At 43.1% G+C, this 20,629-nt stretch carries 24 protein-coding genes; 21 read left to right on the top strand and 3 right to left on the bottom strand.

Annotation, left to right across the window (positions count from 1 at the left end):
- Genes FBF73_RS08970 through FBF73_RS08960 form a run of 3 tightly spaced genes read left to right on the top strand, consistent with a single transcriptional unit; the run spans position 1 to position 2,459 of the window.
- Entirely contained in the window at positions 1–756 is a 756-nt protein-coding gene (locus FBF73_RS08970; RefSeq protein WP_136937608.1) for an ABC transporter ATP-binding protein, read from the top strand.
- Positions 757–775: 19 nt separating this feature from the next.
- Entirely contained in the window at positions 776–1,786 is a 1,011-nt protein-coding gene (locus FBF73_RS08965; protein ID WP_136937607.1) for an ABC transporter substrate-binding protein, read from the top strand.
- Positions 1,767–2,459, top strand: coding sequence for an alpha/beta hydrolase (locus tag FBF73_RS08960; RefSeq protein WP_136937606.1), 693 nt, complete (start codon positions 1,767–1,769; stop codon positions 2,457–2,459). The genes FBF73_RS08965 and FBF73_RS08960 overlap by 20 nt, the downstream gene beginning before the upstream one ends.
- 42 nt (positions 2,460–2,501) lie before the next feature.
- On the opposite strand, the gene FBF73_RS08955 is transcribed toward FBF73_RS08960, so the two are convergent.
- Positions 2,502–3,251 carry a lysophospholipid acyltransferase family protein gene (locus FBF73_RS08955; protein ID WP_136937605.1) on the bottom strand — a complete coding sequence of 250 codons (750 nt, stop codon included), beginning with the start codon at positions 3,249–3,251 and terminating at the stop codon, positions 2,502–2,504.
- Positions 3,252–3,383: 132 nt separating this feature from the next.
- Between FBF73_RS08955 and FBF73_RS08950 the strand changes: the two genes are divergently transcribed.
- The 6 genes from FBF73_RS08950 (at position 3,384) to FBF73_RS08925 (ending at position 10,491) form a co-directional block, all read left to right on the top strand.
- On the top strand, positions 3,384–5,720 hold the full coding sequence (locus FBF73_RS08950; RefSeq protein ID WP_136937613.1) for a cation-translocating P-type ATPase: 2,337 nt from the start codon (positions 3,384–3,386) through the stop codon (positions 5,718–5,720).
- Positions 5,721–5,820: 100 nt separating this feature from the next.
- On the top strand, positions 5,821–6,498 hold the full coding sequence (locus tag FBF73_RS08945) for a tRNA (adenine(22)-N(1))-methyltransferase (protein ID WP_136937604.1): 678 nt from the start codon (positions 5,821–5,823) through the stop codon (positions 6,496–6,498).
- Positions 6,485–7,282 carry a Nif3-like dinuclear metal center hexameric protein gene (locus FBF73_RS08940; protein WP_136937603.1) on the top strand — a complete coding sequence of 266 codons (798 nt, stop codon included), beginning with the start codon at positions 6,485–6,487 and terminating at the stop codon, positions 7,280–7,282. Before FBF73_RS08945 ends, FBF73_RS08940 begins: the two co-directional genes overlap by 14 nt.
- A gap of 16 nt (positions 7,283–7,298) precedes the next feature.
- Entirely contained in the window at positions 7,299–8,402 is a 1,104-nt protein-coding gene (locus FBF73_RS08935) for an NAD(P)/FAD-dependent oxidoreductase (RefSeq protein WP_169435208.1), read from the top strand.
- A 102-nt stretch (positions 8,403–8,504) separates the two neighbouring features.
- Positions 8,505–9,524: a UDP-glucose 4-epimerase GalE gene (gene galE, locus FBF73_RS08930; RefSeq protein WP_136937601.1), complete on the top strand. Its 1,020-nt coding sequence runs from the start codon at positions 8,505–8,507 to the stop codon at positions 9,522–9,524.
- Between the two features lies 1 nt (position 9,525).
- Entirely contained in the window at positions 9,526–10,491 is a 966-nt protein-coding gene (locus tag FBF73_RS08925) for a glycosyltransferase family 2 protein (protein WP_136937600.1), read from the top strand.
- A 57-nt stretch (positions 10,492–10,548) separates the two neighbouring features.
- Here the strand turns inward: FBF73_RS08925 and FBF73_RS08920 are convergent, their stop codons facing one another.
- Positions 10,549–10,746 (bottom strand): ferredoxin, encoded by a 198-nt coding sequence (locus tag FBF73_RS08920; RefSeq protein WP_004235080.1) that lies wholly within the window; start codon positions 10,744–10,746, stop codon positions 10,549–10,551.
- A 45-nt stretch (positions 10,747–10,791) separates the two neighbouring features.
- Between FBF73_RS08920 and FBF73_RS08915 the strand changes: the two genes are divergently transcribed.
- From FBF73_RS08915 to whiA, 10 genes are all read left to right on the top strand, one after another.
- A complete protein-coding gene (locus FBF73_RS08915; RefSeq protein ID WP_136937599.1) occupies positions 10,792–11,292 on the top strand; it encodes an SAG1386/EF1546 family surface-associated protein in 501 nt (166 codons plus the stop codon).
- 9 nt (positions 11,293–11,301) lie between these two features.
- The gene (gene cmk / locus FBF73_RS08910) at positions 11,302–11,976 is read left to right on the top strand and encodes a (d)CMP kinase (RefSeq protein ID WP_136937598.1); all 675 of its coding nucleotides are present in this window, start codon (positions 11,302–11,304) and stop codon (positions 11,974–11,976) included.
- Positions 11,977–12,095: 119 nt separating this feature from the next.
- On the top strand, positions 12,096–12,602 hold the full coding sequence (locus FBF73_RS08905) for a dihydrofolate reductase (RefSeq protein ID WP_136937597.1): 507 nt from the start codon (positions 12,096–12,098) through the stop codon (positions 12,600–12,602).
- Positions 12,602–12,772 carry a hypothetical protein gene (locus FBF73_RS08900; protein WP_000442260.1) on the top strand — a complete coding sequence of 57 codons (171 nt, stop codon included), beginning with the start codon at positions 12,602–12,604 and terminating at the stop codon, positions 12,770–12,772. Before FBF73_RS08905 ends, FBF73_RS08900 begins: the two co-directional genes overlap by 1 nt.
- 36 nt (positions 12,773–12,808) lie before the next feature.
- The gene (clpX, locus tag FBF73_RS08895) at positions 12,809–14,041 is read left to right on the top strand and encodes an ATP-dependent Clp protease ATP-binding subunit ClpX (RefSeq protein WP_025169664.1); all 1,233 of its coding nucleotides are present in this window, start codon (positions 12,809–12,811) and stop codon (positions 14,039–14,041) included.
- Between the two features lie 8 nt (positions 14,042–14,049).
- Positions 14,050–14,637: a ribosome biogenesis GTP-binding protein YihA/YsxC gene (gene yihA, locus FBF73_RS08890; protein ID WP_000422605.1), complete on the top strand. Its 588-nt coding sequence runs from the start codon at positions 14,050–14,052 to the stop codon at positions 14,635–14,637.
- 10 nt (positions 14,638–14,647) lie between these two features.
- The gene (locus FBF73_RS08885; protein WP_001140420.1) at positions 14,648–15,028 is read left to right on the top strand and encodes a RidA family protein; all 381 of its coding nucleotides are present in this window, start codon (positions 14,648–14,650) and stop codon (positions 15,026–15,028) included.
- Positions 15,029–15,079: 51 nt separating this feature from the next.
- On the top strand, positions 15,080–15,970 hold the full coding sequence (gene rapZ / locus FBF73_RS08880) for an RNase adapter RapZ (protein WP_023943686.1): 891 nt from the start codon (positions 15,080–15,082) through the stop codon (positions 15,968–15,970).
- Positions 15,967–16,944 carry a YvcK family protein gene (locus FBF73_RS08875; protein WP_001231077.1) on the top strand — a complete coding sequence of 326 codons (978 nt, stop codon included), beginning with the start codon at positions 15,967–15,969 and terminating at the stop codon, positions 16,942–16,944. The genes rapZ and FBF73_RS08875 overlap by 4 nt, the downstream gene beginning before the upstream one ends.
- Positions 16,941–17,852, top strand: coding sequence for a DNA-binding protein WhiA (whiA, locus tag FBF73_RS08870; RefSeq protein WP_136937596.1), 912 nt, complete (start codon positions 16,941–16,943; stop codon positions 17,850–17,852). The genes FBF73_RS08875 and whiA overlap by 4 nt, the downstream gene beginning before the upstream one ends.
- Positions 17,853–17,884: 32 nt before the next feature.
- Here whiA and FBF73_RS08865 read toward each other — a convergent pair whose 3' ends face one another.
- Positions 17,885–18,853, bottom strand: coding sequence for an NAD(P)/FAD-dependent oxidoreductase (locus tag FBF73_RS08865; RefSeq protein WP_136937595.1), 969 nt, complete (start codon positions 18,851–18,853; stop codon positions 17,885–17,887).
- Between the two features lie 138 nt (positions 18,854–18,991).
- Between FBF73_RS08865 and cdaA the strand changes: the two genes are divergently transcribed.
- Positions 18,992–19,849 (top strand): diadenylate cyclase CdaA, encoded by an 858-nt coding sequence (gene cdaA / locus FBF73_RS08860; protein ID WP_049491656.1) that lies wholly within the window; start codon positions 18,992–18,994, stop codon positions 19,847–19,849.
- The gene (locus tag FBF73_RS08855; protein ID WP_136937594.1) at positions 19,836–20,615 is read left to right on the top strand and encodes a YbbR-like domain-containing protein; all 780 of its coding nucleotides are present in this window, start codon (positions 19,836–19,838) and stop codon (positions 20,613–20,615) included. The genes cdaA and FBF73_RS08855 overlap by 14 nt, the downstream gene beginning before the upstream one ends.
- Positions 20,616–20,629: the final 14 nt, after the last annotated feature.

The raw sequence follows: 20,629 nt of genomic DNA, 5'->3' as shown, positions 1-20,629 counted from the left end.
ATGGACTTGATTTGTCAGGATATCCATTTTGGACTAGGAGAGAAAAAAATCCTCAAAGGAGTCTCTCTTAAGGTTGAAGGGCATCAATTTCACACGATATTAGGACCAAATGGAAGTGGAAAAACCAGCCTACTTAAACTCCTCTATCGTCAGGAAAAGGCGGACAAAGGCTTGATAAGCCTAGATGGAAAGCCTCTGGAACAATGGACGCTCAAAGAAACAGCCAAGCAAATGGCAGTTGTGACCCAGTTTAACCAGCTACAGTTTGATTGTACAGTTGAAGAAATTGTCTTGCTGGGAAGAACCCCCCACCTCTCTTTTTTACAGAAGGAAAGGGAAAGGGATTATGCCCTCGTTCAAGATGCCCTCGTTAAGGTGGATATGCTTGAGAAGAAAACTCGTCTCTATTCGTCTCTATCAGGGGGGGAGAAGCAGCGAGTTTTGTTAGCCCGCGCCTTGGCGCAAGAACCGACTCTCTTGCTCCTTGACGAACCAACCAATCACCTGGATATCAGGTATCAGCTAGACTTGTTAGCCATTGTAAAGGAGCTCAATATCAATGTTCTAGCTGTCCTGCATGATATTCAACTTGCTTGTCGCTATTCGGATTATCTCTATCTGATGAAAGAGGGAGAAATCCTTTACCAAGGGACTCCAAAGGAGACCATCACCCCTGAGTCATTGCAAACTGTATATGGAGTTCAAAGTCAGGTGACTTGGACCGAGGATCAGCAAGCCATGATTCACTATTTATAAAAATGAAAAGGAAAATAAGATGAAAAAAACACTAAGCATTTTACTGGTAACAGTAGCTACCTTAACCATGGTAGCTTGTGGTAACACTACTACAGAAAAAGCTACCACACAATCTAGCACAGAAACAAGTCAAAAGGCGAGCACAGAGACGACTTATCCACTAACGATTAAGACCTATGATGCTAAAGGGAATGAAGTTGAACAAGTTTTTGACAAGGCACCTGAAAAAGTTATCACCAACAATCTTTCAACCACTGAAATCTTATTGGAGTTAGGCTTGAAGGATAAAATTGCTGGTATGCTCAACCCTGATAATGCTGTGACGGACAAATACAAGGAGGCGATTGCGACTATTCCTCAAATTGGGGATAAAAAAACAGTCTCACAAGAGACAGTCCTTTCTTATGAGTCAGACGCTGTGATGGGTCGAAACATGATGTTTTCTGAAAAATCCTTGGGGACAGTTAGCACTTGGAATGAAAACAAAATCCCAGTTTATACACAAAAAGCTTCTCTCTCAACAATTCAGCAAGATTTGGGGAATATCGTAGAAGATGTCAAAAATCTTGGAATGATTTTTAATGTGCAGGACAAGGCCAATGAATACGCAACCCAATTACAAACTAAAATTGACGCTGTTAAGAAAGCAAATCCAGCAAGCCAAGGTGAAAAGAAAAAGGCTTTGGTTATGGTTGCTTATAATGATGAAACCTTCGGTGCCTACAAGTCTGCTTTGCAAGAAAGTTTGCTGAACCAACTTGGTTATACAAACGTTGCTACGGGGACGTCAGGCTTGACCTTGGAAAATCTCGTGTCAATGGATCCTGAATTGATTATCTATGTAACCAGCGATCGCAATAAAAAATTGGATGAAAAAGCAGTAGAGTTGATGAAGGCAAATGCTGTTTTGGAAAGCGTTCCTGCTATTAAGAATCAAAAAATCATGACCATCTCTTACGATGAGTTGATGGATTATGGTCCAGCAGTGATTGATTCCCTTGAGAAAATCAATGACTTTATCAATAAATAATGAGTTTGATTGGGAAGGAATCCAAGTTAAGGTCAGCCTTCCTTCGATCTATGATCCCAATCAAACCTATCCAGTTATTCTCTTGAATGATGGAAACTTGGATTTTCTATCTTCCCTTTCCGAATCTGTGATTTTAGTGGGCTTGACCTCTAAAAATCGCCTAGACGACTACACTCCCTGGAAGGCATCTGCTCTGAGAGATAGGGCTCCAAATTTTGGTGGTCAGGCAAATGCCTATCATGGTCATTTATTTGGTGATCTTTTAGAAAGGTTGCAGTCGCTTTATCGCCTGGACAAAAATCGCCTTGCCTATGGGGGTTACTCACTAGGTGGATTGGCTGCTGTATACAGTCTTTTCCGTTTTGATAAGGTCTCCTGTATCTTCTCTATCTGTGGTTCCTTTTGGTATCCTGATTTTGTGACTTACTGCAAGGAAGAAAATGTGAAAAATTTGGACTGTTTGCTGTATTTACAGAACGGTCAAACAGAAGGAGTCAATCATAGCAATCGCTTGGCTCAAGCACCAGTCTATGCTGAGCAGATCCATACCGGTCTTCAGAAATGCTATCCGAACGGCCAGTTTGTCTTTGATCCTTATGGACACCATGAACAAGTAGCTGAACGATTTCTAGCTTTTTCTAGCTGGTTGGCCCAAGAATGGGGAATCAAATAAAAGAAATATCCCTTGGTAAAAGCCAAGGGATAATTGTATTTTTTAACCAAGAGACTCTCTCTTCTTATCTGGATTCCAGATAAAGCTTGCGATAAAGCTAAAGATGATGGTTAGGATAGCGAGGATAATGGCAAGGATGAGGGCAGGAATGCGGATAAACCACCAGAGTGGATTTGGTTTTTTATCATTGTGCCATTGTTTCGTTTCTTGGTCCAGACGTTGGAATTCTGTTTGGATACGATTGGCGACTGTTTCAATGCCTTCATCATTCATTTTCTTGATATCTGAGATATCGACTGGATTCCCAAAGTTCATATCGACACGCTCGCGGCTAACCAAGCCCTTCAAGGTCATGGGACCTGTATAGGTAACCGGCATGATACGAACCTTGGCCATTTTGGCAATCAGAGCTACGCCCCCCTTGACATCGTTTGAGTGACGGCTCCCACTTGGAAACATGATGAGAGAGCGGTCGCTTTTTTTGAGAACATTGATAGGGTATTTGATGGCTGAGGCGCTAGGATTTTCACGGTCAATAGGAAAAGCCCCACACATACGAATCCACCAGCCAAAGATACGGTTGGTAAAGAGCTCTTTTTTGGCCATAAAGATAAACTGTTTTGGCTTGGTCGCAAAAGCCATGTAAACTGGATCCCACCAGGTGCGGTGAGGTGCAACCAGAATATAATTTTCATCTTGATTAGGAATTTTATCAGTATTATGATAGTGGGCATTGCCATTGATGGACCATAGGAGCAAGACAACCAATCCACGTAAATAAGTATAAAACATGCGGTCTCCTTCGATTATTTTCTTGTTATTATTATACCTTATCAAAGGAGGGCTGGCAAACTTTTCCCTTAACTAGGTGTATATTTGGGATGAGATTAGAATTCTTTTAGAAAAAATGATATGATAGAATTTATGGATAAAAATAAGATTATGGGATTAACCCAAAGAGAAGTCAAGGAAAGACAGGCTAAGGGCTTGGTCAATGATTTTACTGCATCGGCCAGTACCAGCACTTGGCAAATCGTTAAACGAAATGTCTTTACCCTTTTTAACGCTTTGAACTTTGCCATTGCTTTGGCCCTTGCCTTTGTGCAGGCTTGGAGCAATCTGGTCTTCTTTGCCGTTATCTGCTTTAACGCTTTTTCTGGAATTGTGACTGAGCTACGGGCTAAACACATGGTGGACAAGCTTAATCTCATGACCAAGGAAAAGGTCAAGACTATTCGTGATGGTCAGGAAGTTGCTCTTAATCCTGAAGAATTAGTTCTAGGAGATGTCATTCGTCTGTCTGCTGGAGAGCAGATTCCCAGTGATGCCTTGGTTTTGGAAGGCTTTGCGGAAGTCAATGAAGCCATGTTGACGGGGGAAAGTGATTTGGTGCAAAAGGAAGTGGATGCCTTGCTTTTGTCAGGAAGTTTCTTGGCTAGTGGGTCAGTTTTAGCTCGTGTCCATCATGTCGGTGCAGACAACTATGCTGCCAAACTTATGCTGGAAGCCAAGACCGTTAAACCAATCAACTCTCGTATCATGAAATCGCTGGACAAGTTAGCTGGTTTTACTGGGAAGATTATCATTCCTTTTGGTCTAGCTCTCTTGCTAGAAGCCTTGCTTTTAAAAGGCCTGCCTCTCAAGTCATCCGTTGTAAATTCGTCAACAGCTCTTTTGGGAATGTTGCCCAAGGGAATCGCCCTGTTGACCATCACCTCTCTCTTAACTGCTGTTATCAAGCTTGGGTTGAAAAAGGTTTTGGTGCAGGAGATGTATTCTGTTGAGACCTTGGCGCGCGTGGATATGCTCTGTCTGGACAAGACGGGTACCATCACCCAAGGAAAGATGCAGGTGGAGGCTGTTCTTCCTTTGACCGAAGAGTATGGAGAGTCAGCACTTGCTAGCATCTTGGCCAGCTATATGGCCCATAGTGAGGATAAGAATCCAACAGCCCAAGCTATTCGAAAGCGTTTTGTGGGAGAAGTTACTTATCCTATGATCTCGAATCTGCCTTTCTCTAGCGACCGTAAGTGGGGAGCCATGGAATTGGAAGGTCTGGGGACAGTTTTCTTAGGGGCGCCTGAGATGTTGCTGGACTCTGAAGTCCCAGAAGCCAGAGAGGCCTTGGAGAGAGGGTCACGTGTCTTGGTCTTGGCCCTCAGTCAGGAAAAACTAGACCATCACAAACCACAAAAACCTTCTGACATTAAGGCTCTGGCTTTGCTGGAGATTTTGGACCCCATTCGAGAAGGAGCAGCTGAGACGCTGGACTATCTCCGTTCTCAGGAAGTGGGACTCAAGATTATATCTGGTGACAATCCAGTTACGGTGTCCAGCATTGCCCAAAAGGCTGGTTTTGCAGACTATCACAGCTATGTCGATTGCTCAAAAATCACGGATGAGGAATTGGTTGCTATGGCTGAGGAGACAGCTATTTTCGGACGTGTTTCCCCTCATCAAAAGAAACTCATCATCCAAACGCTGAAAAAAGCGGGTCATACAACAGCTATGACTGGGGATGGAGTTAATGATATCCTGGCTCTTCGTGAGGCGGATTGTTCTATCGTGATGGCTGAAGGAGACCCTGCGACTCGTCAGATTGCCAATCTGGTTCTCTTGAACTCAGACTTTAATGATGTTCCTGAGATTCTCTTTGAAGGTCGTCGTGTGGTCAATAACATTGCCCACATCGCCCCGATTTTCTTGATAAAGACCATCTATTCTTTCTTGCTCGCAGTTATCTGTATTGCCAGTGCTTTACTAGGTCGGTCTGAGTGGATCTTGATTTTCCCATTCATTCCAATCCAGATTACCATGATTGACCAGTTCGTGGAAGGTTTCCCGCCATTCGTTCTGACTTTTGAGCGAAATATCAAGCCTGTCGAGCCAAACTTCCTCAGAAGATCCATGCTTCGTGCTCTACCAAGTGCACTCATGGTCGTCTTCAGCGTTCTCTTTGTGAAAATATTTGGCGCGAGTCAAGGTTGGTCTGAAATAGAAATCTCAACCCTCCTCTATTATCTCCTTGGGTCAATTGGTTTCTTATCCGTATTTAGAGCCTGCATGCCATTTACCCTATGGCGTGTCCTCTTGATTGTTTGGTCGGTAGGAGGCTTCCTAGCCACAGCTCTCTTCCCAAGAATTCAAAAACTGCTTGAAATTTCAACCTTAACAGGACAAACTTTACCTGTTTATGGTGTCATGATGTTGGTCTTTACCGTGATTTTCATCCTGACTAGTCGCTATCAAGCCAGAAAATAAAGAAAGGCTGCAATCTGTGGATTGCGGTCTTTTTAGGTACAAGATTGCCAGCTGAAATGTGGTATAATAAGAGGTAATAGAGTTTTGAAAGTGAGAGAAGATGATTTCAAAGAGATTAGAATTAGTGGCTTCCTTTGTGCCCCAAGGGTCCATTTTACTAGATGTGGGGAGTGATCATGCTTATCTGCCTATCGAGTTAGTCGAAAGAGGCCATATTGAAGGTGCCATTGCAGGTGAGGTCGTAGAAGGCCCCTACCAGTCCGCGGTTAAAAATGTTGAAAGTCACGGGTTAAAGGAGAAAATTCAAGTCCGTTTAGCAAATGGCTTGGCAGCCTTTGAAGAGACAGACCAAGTGTCTGTCATTACCATTGCTGGTATGGGTGGTCGTTTGATTACTAGGATTTTAGAAGAAGGCTTGGACAAGTTAGCTAATGTAGAACGATTGATCCTCCAGCCCAATAATCGTGAAGACGACTTGCGTATTTGGTTGCAAGACAATGGTTTTCAGATTGTGGCAGAAAGCATTCTAGAAGAAGCTGGTAAGTTTTATGAGATTTTGGTGGTGGAAGCGGGACAAATGAAGTTATCAGCCAGTGATGTTCGCTTTGGACCTATCTTGTCTAAAGAAGTCAGTCCGTTTTTTGTACAAAAATGGCAAAAAGAAGCTGTTAAGCTAGAGTTTGCCCTCGGACAAATCCCAGAAAAAAATCTGGAGGAACGTCAAGTTCTAGTAGATAAAATTCAAGCCATCAAGGAGGTTCTCCATGCTAGCAAGTGAAGTAATTAACGCATATGAAGCCTTTTGCCCTCAGGAATTTTCAATGGAGGGAGACAGTCGTGGCCTGCAAATTGGAACTTTGGCCAAGGATATCCAAAGGGTCATGGTTGCTCTGGATATTCGTGAAGAAACGGTGGCTGAAGCTATTGAAAAGGGTGTGAATTTGATTATCGTCAAGCATGCGCCTATTTTCCGTCCCATCAAGGACTTGGTAGCTAGCCGTCCACAAAATCAGATTTACATTGATCTCATTAAGCATGACATCGCAGTTTATGTCAGCCATACCAATATTGACATCGTTGAAAATGGCCTCAATGACTGGTTCTGCCAGATGCTAGGAATCGAGGAGACGACTTATCTACAGGAGACAGGTCCAGAACGTGGAATTGGTCGTATTGGAAATGTTCAGCCTCAGACATTTGGGGAATTGGCCCAGAATGTCAAGCAAGTCTTTGGTTTAGATAGCCTTCGATTGATGCATTATCAAGAGAGTGATTTGCAGAAGCCTATCTCAAGAGTGGCCATCTGTGGTGGTAGCGGGCAGTCTTTCTATAAGGATGCTTTAGCTAAAGGAGCGGATGTCTATATCACTGGTGATATTTACTACCATACTGCTCAGGATATGCTGTCTGATGGTTTGTTGGCATTGGACCCAGGCCACTATATTGAAGTGCTTTTCGTGGAAAAAATTGCAGAGCTTCTTAATCAATGGAAAGAGGAAAAAGGCTGGACAATCGATATTGTACCTAGTCAAGCATCGACCAATCCTTTCCACCATATCTAGTTAGAAAGTGAAAACAATGAAAAAAGTTGCCATTATCGGAGCAGGGATTGTAGGTGCAACAGCTGCCTACTACCTCTCTAAAGAAAGTGACCTAGAAGTAACCGTCTTTGACCATGGACAAGGTCAGGCTACCAAGGCCGCAGCAGGAATTATCAGTCCTTGGTTTTCCAAACGCCGCAATAAGGCCTGGTATAAGATGGCACGCTTGGGGGCTGATTTTTATGTGGATTTGTTGGCTGATTTAGAGAAATCAGGGCAGGAAGTTGACTTTTACCAGCGTTCGGGAGTCTTTCTCCTGAAAAAGGATGAAACTAAGTTGGAAGAACTCTATCAACTAGCCCACCAGCGCAGGGAAGAATCTCCTTTGATAGGGCAATTAGCCATTCTGGATCAAGCATCAGCTAATGAATTATTCTCTGGCTTGCAGGGATTTGATCGCTTGCTCTATGCTTCTGGTGGAGCGAGAGTAGATGGTCAACTCTTAGTGACTCGTTTGTTAGAAGCTAGTCAGGTAAAGCTGGTCAAAGAAAAAGTAACTCTGATACCTTTAGCATTAGGTTACCAGATTGACGAAGAGGTATTTGATCAGGTTATTTTAGCGACGGGAGCTTGGTTGGGTCACATATTAGAACCCTTGGGTTATGATGTAGATGTTCGTCCTCAGAAAGGGCAATTACGAGATTATCAGCTTGCCCAAGATATGGAATCATACCCTGTTGTTATGCCAGAAGGGGAGTGGGATTTGATTCCTTTTGCAGGTGGTAAATTGTCCCTAGGAGCTACTCATGAAAATGACATGGGATTTGATTTGACGGTAGATGAAACCTTGCTCCAACAAATGGAGGAGGACGCCTTGCCTCACTACCCAACCTTGGCTAAGGCGATTTCTAGAGCTGAGCGTGTGGGAATCCGTGCTTATACCAGTGATTTCTCTCCTTTTTTTGGGCAGGTGCCAGAATTGGCAGGCGTCTATGCTGCTAGTGGACTAGGTTCATCAGGCCTCACAACTGGTCCTATCATTGGTTACCATCTAGCTCAACTGATCCAAGGCAAGGAGTTGACCTTGGACCCTCTAAACTATCCAATTGAAAACTATGTCAAACGAGTAAAAAGCGAATAAAAATTTTACTGAAATTTTAGCTTCTCCTCTAGGATGGCAAATGACATTCCCTATCAAAAATGATAAAATAAGAAAAAATAATCCGAGAATCGAGGAAAAAAGATGCAAGAAAAGATTTTGGTAACGGGTGGAGCAGGTTTTATCGGGACCCACACAGTTATTGAGTTAATCCAAGCAGGTCATCAAGTTGTTGTGGTGGATAACCTTGTTAATAGTAACAGAAAAAGTTTAGAAGTTGTTGAGAGAATTACAGGAGTTGAAGTGCCTTTCTATGAGGCAGATATCCGTGATACAGATACTCTTCGTGACATTTTCAAACAAGAAGAACCAACAGGGGTCATTCACTTTGCTGGTTTGAAGGCTGTTGGCGAATCAACACGTATCCCTCTTGCCTACTATGATAACAATATCGCTGGAACTGTTAGTCTTTTGAAGGTCATGGAAGAAAACAACTGTAAAAACATCATTTTCAGTTCTTCTGCGACAGTTTACGGAGATCCGCACACAGTACCCATCTTGGAAGATTTCCCACTTTCAGTGACCAATCCATATGGCCGCACTAAACTCATGTTAGAGGAAATTTTGACGGATATCTACAAGGCAGACTCAGAATGGAATGTGGTCTTGTTGCGTTACTTTAACCCAATCGGAGCTCATGAGAGCGGAGATTTGGGAGAAAATCCAAACGGTATTCCAAATAACCTTTTGCCATATGTGACTCAAGTAGCCGTTGGGAAATTAGAGCAAGTGCAAGTGTTTGGAGACGATTACGATACGGAAGATGGAACTGGTGTTCGTGACTATATCCATGTTGTCGATTTGGCCAAAGGTCACGTTGCAGCTCTGAAAAAAATCCAAAAGGCTTCAGGACTAAACGTTTATAACCTTGGAACAGGTAAAGGTTACTCAGTTCTTGAAATTATCCAAAATATGGAAAAAGCAGTGGGACGTCCAATTCCTTACCGCATCGTAGACCGTCGCCCAGGGGATATCGCAGCCTGCTATTCAGATCCTGCAAAAGCCAAAGCAGAACTGGGCTGGGAAGCAGAATTAGGTATCACCCAAATGTGTGAAGACGCATGGCGTTGGCAAAGTAAGCATCCAAATGGATTTGAAGACTAAGATGGTGATGTCAATCATTGTCCCCTGTTTAAACGAAGAGGAAGTACTTCCTCTTTTTTATCAGGCTTTGGAAGCTTTACTTCCAGATTTGGAAACAGAAATCGAGTATGTATTTGTCGACGATGGATCAAGTGATGGGACCTTGGAACTCTTAAAGACCTATCGGGAGCAAAATCCGGCAATTCATTATATTTCTTTCTCGCGAAATTTTGGCAAAGAAGCAGCTCTGTATGCAGGATTGCAATATGCGACAGGGGATTTGGTGGTGGTGATGGATGCAGACCTCCAAGATCCTCCTAGTATGTTGCTTGAGATGAAAGCCTTACTAGACCAGAATACAGACTTGGACTGTGTTGGGACCAGGAGAATTAGTCGAGAGGGGGAACCCTTCTTTCGCAGTTTTTGTGCTAATCTCTTTTATGGCTTCATGAAAAAAATTAGTCCAGTAGCCTTGCCGTCAGGTGTCCGTGATTTTCGCATGATGAGAAGATCTGTAGTGGATGCCATTTTAAGCCTGACCGAGTCCAATCGTTTTTCAAAGGGGCTCTTTGCCTGGGTAGGCTTTAAAACTCACTATCTGGACTATCCAAATGTCGAAAGGCAGGCTGGCAAGACCAGTTGGAGTTTTAGGCAACTCTTTTTCTACTCTATTGAAGGGATTGTTAACTTTTCAGATTTTCCCTTGATTATCGCCTTTGTGGCTGGTCTCCTATCTTGTTTTATTTCTCTGCTTATGACCTTTTTTGTTGTGGTTCGGACCCTTATTTTGGGCAATCCGACATCAGGTTGGACCTCTTTGATGGCTGTTATTCTCTTCCTTGGAGGCATTCAACTTTTGACCATTGGGATTCTCGGCAAGTATATCAGTAAGATTTATCTGGAGACTAAAAAAAGACCACTTTATCTCGTCAAAGAAAAAAGTGACCTTACTGATTTTACAGAAAAAAATAAAGAGAAAAGACTATAATTTTGCATGGAAATATGCTAAACTATAAGGAGTGGAACGTTCTTGTTGATATTAGAGTTAATCTTTAATCAAGGCACGAGTTGGACAGTTTCTAACAGCTTCTACGACGTCCTGACTAGGAGAGATTTCTTTTTCTAGTTGGTCAGGGTCATCGTAAAAACGCACGATTCCATTATCGTGGTAATCAAATAATTCAGAATAAGTTTGGCAAAGCCCACAGGCGATGCAACGTTCAGGTATAAGTGTGATTTTCATATTTATATTGTAATAAGAAAAGTAAAAAAAAACAAGGAGTAAGGTATGGCAAAAGAACTGTGGCAAGAAGATATTTATGAGAATCAGGAAGAACAGACGAGAACGGAACGACGTCAACGTAATCAAAAAGGTACAGGCGTTGTTGCAAATCGTGTTTTGACGATTCTAGCTAGTCTCTTTTTCGTGATTGTTGTAGCAATGATAATAGTATTGATTTACCTCTCAAGCGGAGGGAGTAATCGCACAGCAGCCTTGAAAGATTTTTATGACTCATCTGCCCCTGCTTCAACATCTGTAACAGAAGAATCGTCTTCTTCATCTAGCAAGACTGAAGAAGCAACTTCTACAGAGAGCTCCTCTAGTGAGAGTCATTCTGAAGAACATGCTGCTAGTGAAGGAACAATTACAGTTCAGGCTGGTGAGGGTGAAGCTGTCTTGGCGCAACGTGCAGGTATTTCAATTGCTCAATTAGAAGCATTGAATCCTGGACATATGGCTACAGGATCTTGGTTTGCAAATCCTGGAGATGTGATTAAGACTAGATAGGAGTCATAAATGAAGACGATTCAAATTGCTATCGATGGTCCAGCTTCAAGCGGTAAGAGTACGGTTGCTAAGATTATTGCTAAAAATTTTGGGTATACCTATCTAGATACAGGTGCCATGTATCGTGCGGCGACCTATATGGCTCTGAAACACCAGTTAGGAGTGGAAGAGATTGAGGAACTTTTAGCCTTATTGGACCAGCATCCAATCAGCTTTGGGCGTTCAGAAACTGGAGAACAGCTTGTCTTTGTAGGAGATGTGGATATTACCCATCCTATTCGTGAAAATCAAGTGACCAATCATGTTTCTGCTATTGCGGCAATTCCTGAAGTACGTGAGAAACTAGTTTCTCTTCAACAAGAGATTGCCCAGCAAGGTGGGATTGTCATGGACGGTCGCGATATTGGGACTGTTGTATTGCCACAAGCAGAATTGAAAATTTTTCTAGTAGCTTCTGTTGATGAAAGAGCAGAGCGTCGTTACAAAGAAAATATTGCCAAGGGAATTGAAACAGACCTTGAAACCCTAAAAGAGGAAATTGCTGCGCGTGACTACAAGGATAGCCATCGTGAGACTTCTCCTCTCAAACAAGCAGAGGATGCAGTTTACCTTGATACAACTGGACTAAGTATTCAAGAAGTAGTTGAAAAAATTGAATCAGAAGCAAAAGAACGCATGTCCTAGGGACCGGAGAAGCAGGCTAAAGCTAGCCTGCTTCTTTTTTATCAAACTGAACGCATTCCAAACCAGTCTTTTTTTGAGTTTTTTGATAAAATAGTACTATCAGTGAAAAGGATGGAAGCATGACTAAGAAAATTGTAGCTATTTGGGCCCAGGATGAAGAGGGTGTGATTGGTAAGGACAATCGTCTGCCTTGGTATTTACCAGCAGAATTGCAACATTTCAAAGAAACAACCCTGAATCATGCTATCTTGATGGGGCGTGTGACCTTTGATGGAATGGGACGTCGTCTGCTTCCAAATCGGGAGACCTTGATTTTGACACGTAACCCGGAAGAAAAGATAGATGGTGTTGCTACTTTTCACGATATCCAGTCTGTCTTAGATTGGTATCAGGCTCAAGATAAGAATCTTTATATTATCGGTGGGAAGCAAATTTTTCAGGCTTTTGAACCCTACCTTGACGAAGTGATTGTGACTCAAATTCATGCTCGGGTGGAGGGAGATACCTATTTCCCTGAGGAGTTTGATTTGTCTCTTTTTGAGACTGTTTCAAGCAAATCCTACGCCAAAGATGAGAAAAATCCTTATGATTTTACCATCCAATACCGCAAGAGAAAGGAAGTCTAATGGAACGTAGTATATTTGGTTTTTTCACAGCCATGCTGTGTTTGGTCTGCTTGCTTGCTGGGGCACAGGCTTTTCGTAAAAAGCGCTATGGACTTTCTGTCCTGCTCTGGTTAAATGCCTTTACCAATTTGGTCAACAGTATCCATGCTTTTTACATGACCTTATTTTAGATAGAATGACAGTATAGAATAGAACGGAAGGAAATCATGCCTACAACTAGGAATAATGATATGATGGTTTATTGCTCATTTTGTGGCAAAAGCCAAGAAGAAGTACAAAAGATAATCGCAGGCAACAACGCATTTATCTGTAATGAATGTGTGGAGTTGGCCCAGGAAATCATTCGTGAGGAGTTGGCGGAAGAAGTTTTGGCCGACTTGTCTGAAGTTCCAAAACCAATCGAACTCCTTCATATCTTGAACCACTACGTAATCGGTCAAGATCGTGCCAAACGTGCCTTGGCAGTAGCTGTTTACAACCACTACAAACGCATTAATTTCCACGATACGCGTGAGGAGTCAGAAGATGTGGATTTGCAGAAGTCAAACATCTTGATGATTGGCCCTACTGGTTCAGGGAAAACTTTCCTTGCTCAGACCTTGGCTAAGAGCTTGAATGTGCCTTTTGCCATTGCGGATGCGACAGCTCTGACTGAGGCTGGTTATGTGGGTGAGGACGTGGAAAATATCCTCCTCAAACTCTTGCAGGCTGCTGACTTTAACATTGAACGTGCAGAACGTGGCATTATCTACGTAGATGAAATTGACAAGATTGCTAAGAAGAGTGAGAATGTGTCTATCACACGTGACGTTTCTGGTGAAGGGGTGCAACAAGCTCTCCTCAAGATTATCGAGGGAACTGTTGCCAGTGTACCGCCTCAAGGTGGACGTAAACATCCACAACAAGAGATGATTCAAGTGGATACTAAAAATATTCTCTTCATCGTGGGTGGTGCCTTTGATGGTATTGAAGAAATCGTCAAACAACGTCTGGGTGAAAAAGTCATCGGATTTGGTCAAAACAATAAGGCGATTGACGAAAACAGCTCTTACATGCAAGAAATTATCGCAGAAGATATTCAAAAATTTGGTATTATCCCTGAGTTGATTGGACGCTTGCCAGTCTTTGCAGCTCTTGAGCAATTGACTGTTGATGACTTGGTTCGTATTTTGAAAGAGCCAAGAAATGCCTTGGTCAAACAGTACCAAACCTTGCTATCTTATGATGATGTCGAGTTGGAATTTGACGACGAAGCCCTTCAAGAGATTGCCAATAAGGCCATTGAACGCAAAACGGGTGCGCGTGGTCTTCGCTCGATTATCGAAGAAACCATGCTAGATGTCATGTTTGAAGTACCGAGTCAGGAAAATGTGAAATTGGTTCGTATCACAAAAGAAGCTGTCGATGGAACGGATAAACCAATCCTAGAAACAGCCTAGAGGTGACTATGGAACTTAATACACATAATGCTGAAATCTTGCTCAGTGCGGCCAATAAGTCCCACTATCCGCAGGATGAACTGCCAGAAATCGCTCTTGCAGGGCGTTCAAATGTTGGCAAGTCTAGCTTTATCAATACCATGCTGAACCGTAAGAATCTGGCTCGTACATCGGGGAAACCTGGTAAAACTCAGCTTCTTAACTTCTTTAACATTGATGACAAGATGCGCTTTGTGGATGTGCCTGGTTATGGCTATGCCCGTGTTTCTAAAAAGGAACGTGAAAAGTGGGGGCGCATGATAGAGGAGTACTTAACGACTCGGGAAAATCTCCGTGCAGTGGTCAGTCTAGTTGACCTTCGTCATGACCCGTCAGCAGATGATGTGCAGATGTACGAATTTCTCAAGTATTATGAGATTCCAGTCATCATTGTGGCAACCAAGGCGGACAAGATTCCTCGTGGTAAATGGAATAAGCATGAATCAGCAATCAAAAAGAAATTAAACTTTGACCCAAGTGACGACTTCATCCTCTTTTCATCTGTCAGCAAGGCAGGGATGGATGAGGCTTGGGATGCAATCTTAGAAAAATTGTGAGGAAAAGAAAATGGCAAAAACAATTCATACAGATAAGGCCCCAAAGGCTATCGGGCCTTATGTTCAAGGAAAAATCGTTGGCAACCTTTTGTTTGCTAGCGGTCAAGTGCCCCTATCTCCTGAAACTGGGGAAATCGTTGGAGAAACGATCCAAGAACAGACAGAACAGGTCTTGAAAAACATCGGTGCTATTTTGGCAGAAGCAGGAACAGATTTTGACCATGTTGTCAAAACTACTTGCTTCTTGAGCGATATGAACGACTTTGTTCCTTTTAACGAGGTTTACCAAACGGCCTTTAAAGAGGAATTTCCAGCTCGTTCAGCTGTGGAGGTAGCTCGTCTTCCTCGTGATGTAAAAGTCGAAATTGAAGTCATCGCAGAGATTGGATAAGTTAGTTGAAGTTTGGTGTTGCCAAACTTCTTTTGATATAAGGAGAAAAAGATGACAAAGAAACAACTTCACTTGGTGATTGTAACAGGGATGAGTGGCGCAGGGAAAACAGTTGCCATTCAGTCCTTCGAGGACTTGGGATATTTCACCATTGACAATATGCCGCCAGCTCTCTTGCCTAAGTTTTTGCAGTTGGTGGAAACAAAGGAAGACGACCATAAGTTGGCCTTGGTAGTGGATATGCGTAGCCGTTCTTTCTTCTCAGAGATTCAAGCTGTTTTGGATGAGCTGGAAAATAAGGAAGAACTGGACTTTAAAATTCTCTTTTTGGACGCAGCAGATAAGGAATTGGTCGCTCGTTACAAGGAAACCAGACGGAGTCACCCACTAGCAGCAGACGGTCGTATTTTAGACGGAATCAAGTTGGAACGTGAACTCTTGGCACCTTTGAAAAATATGAGTCAAAATGTTGTGGATACGACAGAACTTACTCCACGTGAGCTGCGCAAAACCCTTGCAGAGCAGTTTTCAGATCAGGAACAAGCCCAGTCTTTCCGTATCGAAGTCATGTCTTTTGGCTTTAAATATGGAATTCCGATTGATGCAGACTTGGTTTTTGATGTCCGTTTCTTGCCAAATCCCTATTATCTACCAGAACTGCGAAACCAAACGGGTGTGGATGAACCTGTTTATGACTATGTCATGAATCATCCTGAGTCAGAAGACTTCTATCAACATTTATTGGCCTTGATTGAGCCGATTTTGCCAAGTTACCAAAAGGAAGGGAAGTCCGTTTTGACCATTGCCATGGGTTGTACGGGTGGGCAACACCGTAGTGTGGCCTTTGCTAAACGCTTGGCGCAGGACTTATCCAAGACTTGGCCTGTTAATGAAGGGCATCGCGACAAAGACCGAAGAAAGGAAACGGTAAACCGTTCATGAGAAAACCAAAGATAACGGTGATTGGTGGAGGTACTGGGATCCCTGTCATTCTTAAGAGTCTGCGGGAAAAAGATGTGGAAATCGCAGCTATCGTAACGGTGGCGGATGATGGCGGTTCTTCAGGTGAACTCCGAAAAAATATGCAGCAGTTGACACCGCCAGGCGATCTCCGCAATGTCCTTGTAGCCATGTCAGATATGCCAAAATTTTATGAAAAAGTCTTTCAATATCGCTTCTCTGAGGATGCGGGAGCCTTTGCTGGCCACCCATTGGGCAATCTCATTATCGCGGGCCTGTCAGAAATGCAGGGTTCGACTTATAATGCCATGCAGTTGCTGAGCAAATTTTTCCATACCACTGGGAAGATTTATCCTTCCAGTGACCATCCCTTGACCCTTCATGCAGTCTTTCAGGATGGGACAGAAGTGGCTGGAGAGAGCCATATTGCAGACCATCCAGGCATGATTGACCACGTCTATGTGACCAATACCCTCAATGATGATACGCCTCTGGCTAGCCGTCGAGTAGTGCAGACCATTCTTGAAAGTGACATGATTGTCCTCGGACCTGGTTCCCTCTTTACCTCGATTTTGCCCAATATCGTGATTAAGGAAATCGGGCAGGCACTTTTGGAAACCAAGGCAGAAATCGCTTATGTCTGCAATATCATGACCCAACGTGGGGAGACAGAACACTTTACAGATAGTGACCACGTGGAGGTCTTGCATCGTCACCTTGGCCGACCTTTTATTGATACTGTTTTGGTGAATATCGAAAAAGTGCCTCAGGAATATATGAATTCCAACCGTTTTGATGAATACTTGGTGCAGGTGGAACATGATTTTGCTGGTCTTAGTAAGCAGGTTCCGCGTGTGATTTCATCCAACTTCCTGCGTCTGGAAAATGGGGGTGCCTTTCACGATGGGGATTTGATCGTGGATGAGTTGATGCGGATTATACAGGTGAGAAAATGAGTTTCACAGTAGCAGTTAAAGAAGAAATCCTAGGTCAGCACCATCTGAGCCGGCATGAATTATCTGCCATTATCAAGATGTCTGGCAGTATCGGTCTCTCGACTTCGGGCTTGACATTGTCCGTCGTGACAGAAAACGCTAAGCTAGCCCGTCACCTCTATGAGTCCTTTCTCCATTTCTACGAAATCAAATCAGAAATTCGTCACCACCAGAGGAGTAATCTTCGTAAGAATCGGGTCTATACTGTCTTTACTGATGAAAAGGTGCAGGACTTGTTAAGTGATTTGCACTTGGCAGACTCCTTCTTTGGCCTAGAAACAGGTATTGATGAGGAGATTTTATCAGACGAGGAAGCAGGGCGTGCCTATCTCTGTGGTGCTTTCTTAGCGAATGGGAGCATTCGTGACCCTGAATCAGGTAAGTACCAGTTGGAAATCAGTTCTGTTTATCTGGATCACGCGCAAGGGCTTGCCTCCCTCCTCCAGCAATTTTTATTAGATGCCAAAGTACTTGAGCGCAAAAAGGGTGCTGTGACCTACCTCCAGCGTGCCGAAGATATTATGGACTTCTTGATTGTCATCGGAGCCATGCAGGCACGTGATGATTTTGAGAGAGTAAAGATTTTACGAGAAACCCGTAATGACCTCAATCGGGCCAATAATGCCGAGACAGCCAATATCGCTCGGACAGTTTCTGCCAGTATGAAGACCATCAACAATATTAGCAAAATCAAAGATATCATGGGATTAGAAAATCTGCCAGTGGACTTGCAGGAGGTAGCGCAGTTGCGGATTCAGCACCCAGACTACTCTATCCAGCAGTTGGCAGATAGCCTCAGTACTCTCCTTACCAAGAGTGGTGTTAACCACAGACTCAGAAAAATCAACAAGATAGCGGATGAACTATAAAACCACGAATCGTAGGACTCGTGGTTCTTTTATTATAAACTAGTAGAGTGTTTTGGTTGTACTTTTTGCTCTGGGTCAATGTAGTTGATGGCATTGTTGACAGCGGTTGGTGCTTCTCCGAGGCCTGTCGCAATCAGATCAATTTTTCCGTCATAATAGCAACAGTCACCGATAGCATAGATACCTGCTTGGCTGGATTCCTGTTTGCTGTTGACGATAATCTTGTGGCGGTTGAGGTCCAGACCCCAGTTTTTAAGGTTACCGACAGAAGATTTGAAACCATAGTTGACAAAGAGGTGTTCTAAGTCAATAGTTTCTGCTTCATCAGATTTGACTTTTGTGATTTCAAGTTTATCGAGCGTTTTTCCATCTCCAAGGAGTTGGCTAGGGACGAATGGTGTCTTGATGGTCACAGATGATTCCTGTAAGGCTTGGACACTGTGTTCCAAGGCGCGGAAATTATCTCTGCGGTGAACAAGGGTAGTTGGCGCAATTTTTTCAAAAGCCAAAGCCCAATCAACAGCTGAGTCCCCACCACCCAGAATCGTCACTTTCTTACCAGCATATTGCTGGATGTTGGAAACGTGGTAGTGGATATTTTCATAACCCTCAACGCCTTCTAGTTCCAGCGGACGTGGTTTAAAGGCACCGCCACCCATAGCGATGATAACTGTTTTAGACAGGTGACTTCCTTTAGAAGTTGTGATGACAAATCCTTCCTCTTGTTTTTCAATCTCAAGAACCGTTTCATTGAGATGAATAGGGGTATCAAAGCCGTTTAGTTGTTCAATCAAGCGGTTGGTCAATTCTTCTCCAGTCAGGTTTGGGAAACCTGGAACGTCGAGGATTTCCTTTTCAGGATAGAGAATAGCAGGTTGTCCACCTAGTTGTGGAAGGGAGTCGATGATTTGGACCTTGGCTTGGCGTAGGTGGGCATAGAAGGCTGCAAAAAGTCCGACGGGACCACCACCTACAATGGTAATATCATAGAGTTGAGACATGGTTTCTCCTTTGTTTTTTCTAGTCAGTTTATTTTATCATATTTTTTCTTTAATTTAAAATGAAGTAGGATAGGGAAAAAAATGTCAGAAAAATGGTATAATAGAAAGGAACGTGTTTGGACAGAGAGGAGACAGCAGATGAACTTTCAACAATTATCCAACCTGCAATATTGGACTAGCTTGTTTTCTAGTCCTTGGAGTATTGCTATCAATCTGTTTGATATTTTGATTGTGGCCTATATTTTATATCGTTTTACAAAAGCGATAGCTGGCACCAAGATTATGATTTTGGTGCGTGGGGTCGTGATCTTTGTATTAGCCCAGGTTGTGGCCAATATCCTTGGTTTAACAACGATTTCTTGGTTGATTAATCAAATTATCACCTATGGGGTTATTGCTGCGGTTGTTATCTTCTCTCCAGAGATTCGGACTGGTTTGGAACGTTTGGGAAGGGCGACAGATTTCTTTTCTACTGCTCAAATTAGTGCAGAGGAGCAAATGATCCGTGCCTTTGTCAAGTCGGTTGAATATATGAGTCCTCGTAAGATTGGTGCTCTGGTTGCCATCCAACGAGTTCGGACCTTGCAAGAATACATTGCGACAGGGATTCCTTTGGATGCCAATATTTCAGCTGAACTCCTTATTAATATCTTTATCCCCAACACTCCTCTACATGACGGTGCTGTGATTATCAGAGAAAATCGGATTGCGGTAACTTCTGCCTATCTGCCCTTGACAGAAAGCACAGGGATTTCCAAGGAATTTGGAACCAGACACCGGGCAGCTATCGGTTTGTCAGAAGTATCCGATGCCTTGACCTTCATCGTCTCAGAGGAAACAGGTGGCATTTCTATTACCTATAACGGTGTTTTCAAGCACGACTTGACGATTGAAGAATTTGAAGCAGAGCTACGAGCAATTCTTTTGCCAGCTGTTGAGGAAAAAGTCAGTTTCAAGGACCGTTTGCTAGGAGGTTGGAAATATGAGAAAAAATAGTCTATATATCATTTCATCTCTTTTTTTTGCTTGTATCTTATTTATCTATGCAACGTCAACCAACTTTCAAAATAGCAATACTGCAAGGCAGGTCAAATCAGAAACCTACACCAATACGATAACGAACGTTCCTATCGATATTCACTATGATGATGACCAGTATTTCATTAGCGGATTTGCATCAGAGGTTTCAGTTGTGCTGACAGGTGCCAATCGTGTGACCTTGGCCAGCGAAATGCAGGAAAGTACTCGTAAGTTTAAGGTCACAGCGGATTTGACGGATGTCAGTGTTGGAACGATTGAAGTTCCCTTGAATATTGAAAATCTTCCAAGCGGATTGACCGCTGTGGCAACGCCACAAAAGATCACAGTGAAAGTTGGGAAGAAGGTTAAGCGAGATGGGATGATTGTTGTGCCACAAGTTGACCAAAGCCAGATTGATCCCAAGCTACAAATTGATAGTGTAACCGTGTCAAACGAACGAGTTTCTGTCACAACTGACCAAGAAACACTAGCTAAAATTGATCGTATTATTGCGCTTTTACCAACCAGCGAACGCATAACAGGTAACTACAGTGGTTCAGTACCTTTGCAGGCAATCGACCGTAATGGTGTTGTCTTACCGGCAGTTATTACTCCGTTCGACACAACAATGAAGGTCACTACAAAACCAGTAGCACCAAGTTCAAGCACATCAAATTCAACTACAAGTAGTTCGTCGGAGACGTCTTCGTCAACGAAAGCAACTAGTTCAAAAACGAATTAAAAATAGAAAAAGGA

Origin of the sequence: Streptococcus mitis (genome assembly GCF_005144795.1) — a bacterium.
Lineage (GTDB): Bacteria > Bacillota > Bacilli > Lactobacillales > Streptococcaceae > Streptococcus > Streptococcus mitis_BB.
The sequence above is the reverse complement of the archived record's forward strand: the minus strand, read 5'-3'. Positions and strand labels throughout refer to the sequence as shown.